Source organism: Candidatus Hydrogenedentota bacterium (assembly GCA_035450225.1).
Lineage (GTDB): Bacteria > Hydrogenedentota > Hydrogenedentia > Hydrogenedentales > SLHB01 > DSVR01.
In genome coordinates this window covers 1-5784 of sequence record DAOTMJ010000086.1, presented here as the reverse complement: position 1 = coordinate 5784, position 5784 = coordinate 1, and the positions used below count along the sequence as shown (strand labels likewise).

At 56.5% G+C, this 5784-nt stretch carries 6 protein-coding genes and 1 rRNA gene; all 7 read right to left on the bottom strand.

Annotated elements, in window-relative coordinates; genetic code table 11:
• Positions 1 to 821, bottom strand: a 16S ribosomal RNA gene (locus P5540_19630); the annotation flags it as partial.
• A gap of 772 nt (positions 822 to 1593) precedes the next feature.
• Complete coding sequence (locus P5540_19625; GenBank protein HRT67025.1) at positions 1594 to 1770, bottom strand: hypothetical protein; 177 nt, start codon at positions 1768 to 1770, stop codon at positions 1594 to 1596.
• Positions 1767 to 2618 (bottom strand): hypothetical protein, encoded by an 852-nt coding sequence (locus P5540_19620; protein HRT67024.1) that lies wholly within the window; start codon positions 2616 to 2618, stop codon positions 1767 to 1769. Before P5540_19620 ends, P5540_19625 begins: the two co-directional genes overlap by 4 nt.
• 3 nt (positions 2619 to 2621) lie before the next feature.
• On the bottom strand, positions 2622 to 3701 hold the full coding sequence (locus tag P5540_19615; protein HRT67023.1) for a type IV pilus twitching motility protein PilT: 1080 nt from the start codon (positions 3699 to 3701) through the stop codon (positions 2622 to 2624).
• Positions 3702 to 3734: 33 nt separating this feature from the next.
• Positions 3735 to 4325: a hypothetical protein gene (locus P5540_19610; GenBank protein HRT67022.1), complete on the bottom strand. Its 591-nt coding sequence runs from the start codon at positions 4323 to 4325 to the stop codon at positions 3735 to 3737.
• An 86-nt stretch (positions 4326 to 4411) separates the two neighbouring features.
• Positions 4412 to 4840: a hypothetical protein gene (locus P5540_19605; GenBank protein ID HRT67021.1), complete on the bottom strand. Its 429-nt coding sequence runs from the start codon at positions 4838 to 4840 to the stop codon at positions 4412 to 4414.
• A gap of 93 nt (positions 4841 to 4933) precedes the next feature.
• The gene (locus P5540_19600) at positions 4934 to 5674 is read right to left on the bottom strand and encodes a methyltransferase domain-containing protein (protein ID HRT67020.1); all 741 of its coding nucleotides are present in this window, start codon (positions 5672 to 5674) and stop codon (positions 4934 to 4936) included.
• Positions 5675 to 5784: the final 110 nt, after the last annotated feature.

The following is a 5784-nucleotide window of genomic DNA, read 5'->3' as shown; positions in this document are numbered from 1 at the left end:
CGTTTACGGCATGGACTACCAGGGTATCTAATCCTGTTCGCTCCCCATGCTTTCGAGCCTCAGCGTCAGTATCGCGCCAGAAAGCCGCTTTCGCCACCGGTGTTCCTCCAGATATCTACGCATTTCACCGCTACACCTGGAATTCCGCTTTCCTCTCACGAACTCGAGTAAGGCAGTATCCAAAGCACTTCCGAGGTTAAGCCCCGGGCTTTCACTTTGAACTGACCAAACCGCCTGCGCTCCCTTTACGCCCAGTTATTCCGAACAACGCTCGCAACCTCCGTATTACCGCGGCTGCTGGCACGGAGTTAGCCGTTGCTTATTCCTGAGGTACCGTCAAGCCGGGGGCATTTCCTACCCCGGATGTTCTTCCCTCAGAAAAGAGTTTTACGACCCGAAGGCCTTCGTCACTCACGCGGCATGGCTGGATCAGGCTTTCGCCCATTGTCCAATATTCCCTACTGCTGCCACCCGTAGGTGTCTGGACCGTGTCTCAGTTCCAGTGTGGCCGATCAACCTCTCAGCTCGGCTACCCATCAAAGCCTTGGTGGGCTATTATCCCGCCAACTAGCTAATGGGGGGCGGACTCATCCTTCGGTGGAGCCTTGCAGCTCCTTTCTTTGCCGGAACCCGAGTCCCGGCAACCACATGCGGTATTAGCGGCCGTTTCCAGCCGTTGTCCCCCGCCGAAGGGCAGATTATCCACCTGTTACTCACCCGTTCGCCGCTTTATTCACCCTTGCGGGTCTTAATCGCGCGACTTGCATGTATGAAGCCTGCCGCCAGCGTTCGTTCTGAGCCAGGATCAAACTCTCCGATAAAAATCTCACGAAAGGCCAAACGGCTTCGCCGTCCACGCCTCCCGCTTGGAAACGAGTTTGACTCCCTGCAATTGTGTTACAGGAATGTCTTGGGGTATGCGAGAACCAAAATTCTCGCACTCACACAAGTATGGTGTTTTCAACATACACCGTATTCAATTTTCAAAGAGCACCGACTCTACCCGCGCCAGACACAAAATCACCAGCGCCGCTCAACCTACCTCGGCGCTAGTTGTTCCAGCGCTCTGCCGGGCGATTCGCTCCTAACCGGGGAAGTATGTTACCACATCTTCGACGTCTTGTCAACCCCCCTGTTTCCAGCAGGGCCGCCGTCCGTCCACGCAACATCTTCTCCGCGTCAGGAGCAAATACAATAGCACAAAGAAACCCATTTGTCAAGACTTTTTTTCTGTCCCGAATACAGACCCCGAAACACCCGATCGGCGCTATGCTGTAGAACACATAGATATACTATTTTATTGTATATTTATTCTATTGTAGAAATGCCCAAGCGAAAAGGACGCAAGGAACATCGGCGATATTCCCCGCGGGCGCGCCCTGACTGAAGCCCCCGGCGCCCCTCTTGTCCTTCATGCCCTTGCGCGCTTGTCGTAAACGCGCGGCCCGCAATGCCGCCGGGGCAAGAGCCGCTATCAGGAACAAATGCGTCTTTCCCGGTGAAAAGAACGAAAAAACACCCTTGAAAAAAGGGTTTCCACGAACCGTTTATATCCAACAAACAAGTACATAATATTACTGTCGTACCACTTCATTATGAACGGGATGTACTTTCCTTGTTGGCGGATGGCTCCTTGGGCGTCCCGGCTTGGACGGGCGCTTTCTTCGCCTGCTGCACAGCCACGGCGTTTTGCGCAAAAGCCCAGCCGAACCAGACGATTCCGCCGGCGGCCACGCCGGCCAGGAGGGCGATGGCGATTACAGCATTCATGGTTGGGGCTCCTTTTCCGTGTACTCGTGTGGCACCAGCGGCGGCGCGTTTTTCACGGGCGGCGCGGGCGGTTCGCGGGACTCGATATTTTTTCGCATCGCCTCGATCTCTTCGCGCATGCGGATCAAATCCTGCCGCAGCGTTTCGTTGGTTTCGCGCAACGACTCGATCGCCTTGGCCATGGAGGCCGTTTCTCGCGCCAGGTCGGACAGGACCGCATCGCGTTCGGCCGGCGGCTTCGGGACCGAAACCGGCGCCGGCTTTTCCCCGGTTTCCGACGGGGCAGGTTCCGCCTCAATCAAGCGCAAATCGTCAAACCATGCGCACCCGGCGCCGCGAATGACGCATCGAACGACGATAAAATCCGTGTCCGGGGGAACCGTCAAACGGACCGCCACCGATTTCCAATCCGATTCCCCTTGCACGGGCATGGCGTCGCCGGTGCTGGCGACACGCAACACGCCCCATGGATCTTTGCGCCAGCATTGGACCCAGATGGAGGCATTGGCCGAACCAGCCGTTTTGACACGCCCCCCCGCGACGACCGACCGACCTGCCGCAACCGGAGAAACATTCTGGCTCCAGTTGTTACAAGGATCCTTGGCGTAGGTGTCGGGATTACGCAACCATGCGGCGTATGAACCCTCCGCAACCGTTTGAGTATCCAAGCGGCCTTCCGCGGCCGGTTCCGGTTGGACAAAAAGATTCCAATGGACGGGTTTGCCGCCGTCCACCTCTTCAAAACCGCCATTTTTCAGCAGGTTTTCTTCTCCGGCCGCGAAACCGGCGGCCATCGCCGCCATCCCCGCGACCGCCAGAATCCGCCGAATGCCCGCCGGTAGTACCATGATTCAGTTGACACGCAATCCCTGAAGCCGAAGTTTGAGATCCTTTGCGCTGGTCGCGTTCATCAACGCGATCTCGGCGGTAATTTTCCCGGCCTTATACAGATCATAAAGGGCCTGATCGAAAGTCTGCATGCCGTATTGATCGTGCCCCTCTTCGATCAATTTCACGATATCCTTGAAACTCTTGCCCTGTTCGATAAACTCCCGGATGGTCCGGTTTCCCACAAGGATTTCCGCCGCGACACAACGCCCCGTGGCACTGGCCAGTGGCACGATGCGCTGGGAGACAACAGCCCGAAGCACACTCGCAAGTTGTTTTCTAATTTGAAGTTGCTGATGAGGCTCGAAAAAGTCAATGATGCGGTTCAGCGTCTCCACGGCATCCACGGTATGCAAAGTGGAAAACACCAAGTGGCCGGTTTCCGCCGAGGCCAAGGCCGTCCGGACCGTTTCCGCATCGCGCATTTCCCCGATGAGTATCACGTCCGGATCCTGCCGCAAGGCCCCGCGAAGCGCATTCGCAAACGACAAGGTGTCGTGTCCTACTTCTCGCTGCGTGATGATGGCCGTCTTGTCCTGATGCACGAATTCGAGTGGATCCTCCACCGTAATCACATGCACGGGCAATTTCTCGTTGACTTCATTAATCATGGCCGCAAGCGTGGTGGATTTCCCGCTGCCGGTCGGCCCTGTAACCAATACCAACCCGTTTTTTCCCGTACAGATTTTCCGAAGCACCGGCGGAAGGCCCAGTTCGTCTATCGTCTTGATCTGCAATGGGATAAGACGCATGACAATACGCGTATCGCCATCATCCCGGCATACATTGACCCGGAATCGCGCAATGCCCTCGTACATATAGGAGCAATCCAAATCCATGACTTTCTGAAACTTGGCGATATCGGACGGCGAAGCAATGACACCGAGAAGTTCCATCATGCGATCCTCGGTTAGCGGCTCGTCGTCAAGCCGCCGCAAATCGCCGTCAACCCGATAGATAGGCGGATTGCCCGTCTTCAAATGGATATCGGACGCGCGCTGCTCGAGCGCCCCCCGCATCAATTGCTCCATGGACATCGGCATGACCAACCCTCCGATTGGTAAGGATTCATGCAACTAGCTTCCGCTGGTCTGAATCGTCAGTGTCGTGGCATCGTCAGTGGAATGGATGATAACCGTCAATTGTCGTTCCCCTTTCGTAAAGGAAATCATTTGCATGGGGGCCGGGGTGGTCTGCGTTACGTTTTGCGATTCGGTCCACCCCTGTCCGGCGAGTTCTTTTTTATAATAAGCCCCGACGGTCTCCACGGGATCCTTGGTGCGCGCCTGCACCATGTAGGTTTTCGCTTCGACATCTTCCGCTGAAACGAGAATCTCGGCGCCCGCGTAGACCGGTATATCCTTTGGGAAATTCTCCGGCACTGTTGCGCCCGGGCCGATGACCGACTTCGCTCCTTCGGATTGGCTTGTGACCGTCGTCTGGCCGTCCTGGGTCGAAACGCTCACTTGTTCGGTCCCCTCCTGCGAGACGATTTTCACCGATCCGCCCTGCACGTCCACTTCGGCCTTGGCTTCCTTGCCCATTTCCGTTTGAATGGCCTTTTCCGCGGCTTTTTCCGCGGCCTTTTCGACCACCTTCTCGGTCGTCTTGCCGCAACCAACCGCCCAGACAAGAATCACCGCACCTAACAGCCACGACATTCGCATTGCGCCATCCTCCTTCATAACCCGATTTTCACATTCCAGACTTCGGGGATCGGGACATTGAAACCCGGCGCCTGGAACATTTCATGTCACATCAGCCTCTTAATTGGTTTTCCCTCGACGATGATATTCGATCCGCTGATTTTCAACGTCGTGGTTTTGGTCTGGCCCATCGCCGTCGCCGTTACGGTCAGGTCGGGACCTTTGACCGACCATGTGCCTTGAATGGTCCCGATAATGGAACTATCGGTCTCCGCGACGGCTTTCCCCCCGGCCAACAACGTGACACGCGCCTTGATGCCTGAAATGGTCAATTCCCACTGCGAATTGGTCAGGCTGGCCTCGGTCAATAAGGGCGGTTCAAGTTTTACCGGCGGCGCATTGGGTTTTTCACCCTTTACCGGCGCAATCGTCTCGGCTTCGCCGGCTCTTTCTTTCTTCGCCATTTGTCCCAGATAGGGAACGCCGACAAACAGTATCAACGCAAAGAACAAGGCAAGTTTTTGATGATCCGTCACGTTCGCATACCTCGTTTTGCTCCCAAGCGATATTACCTTACCACAACCGCCGGCGTTTACGCCAGAAAAAGCCGTCCCGCTCGGTGGAAAACCTCACGCTTTTACCGCCACGATAAGCAATACGCTCGCCCATCTCCGGGGAACCATCCACGCGTCGCCCGCCGCGATCACACAGGCAACGGTATTCACGAAGGCCCACAAGGGCGCCAACCAACGCCAATAATCCGGATGTGGTTTGGCGGAAGGACTGGCCGGGATAGCCGAAGCGGATCGGCTGCTGCCCGGATCGTTTATCTTGCCCATTTTCTCCATTCCGTCCACGCTCGAAGATCGCCGCCTTGCCCATATTTCAAAACATCGCACGGCCAGACTCATGACGAGTTTCTCAAAAGGGCCCAGTACTTTTTCCGTTTGGACTATTGCGAATCCGGCCCCGGCCAGCCGTTCGGCCATGTCGGACTCGTCGTACCGCCGCCAATGTCTCACATAGCGATCGTCCACGCCGAAATAATCGCGGCGGTGCGGAAACGTCAGGATCAGCCTTCCACCGGGCCGCAAGACGCGCGCCAGTTCGTGCAGTGCGGCGCGGTCGTCTTCGATATGTTCGACGACTTCGGAGGCGATTGCGTGGCTGAATACCCCGGAGGCAAACGGTAGGCGCGTGGCATCGGCGGCGGCATGCCGCCCCTGCGGCGTAAGCACCCTCAATACGGCGCATGCGGAGGGCGACAATTCAGAATAGACGACCCGGCCGTCCCCGGTGATAATGGGCGATATGCCGCTGCCCACTTCCAGGATGAGCGACGGGGTTTCGTCGCGAAACACGCGTTCCACGGCTCTTTTGCGCAATCTATAATTATAAAGATGATTTTTAAGCGCGACATATCCCTCCGTAATCCCCGGCTAAGGAAGCGATTGGGGCGGGTCATGTCAAATTGAGTCGG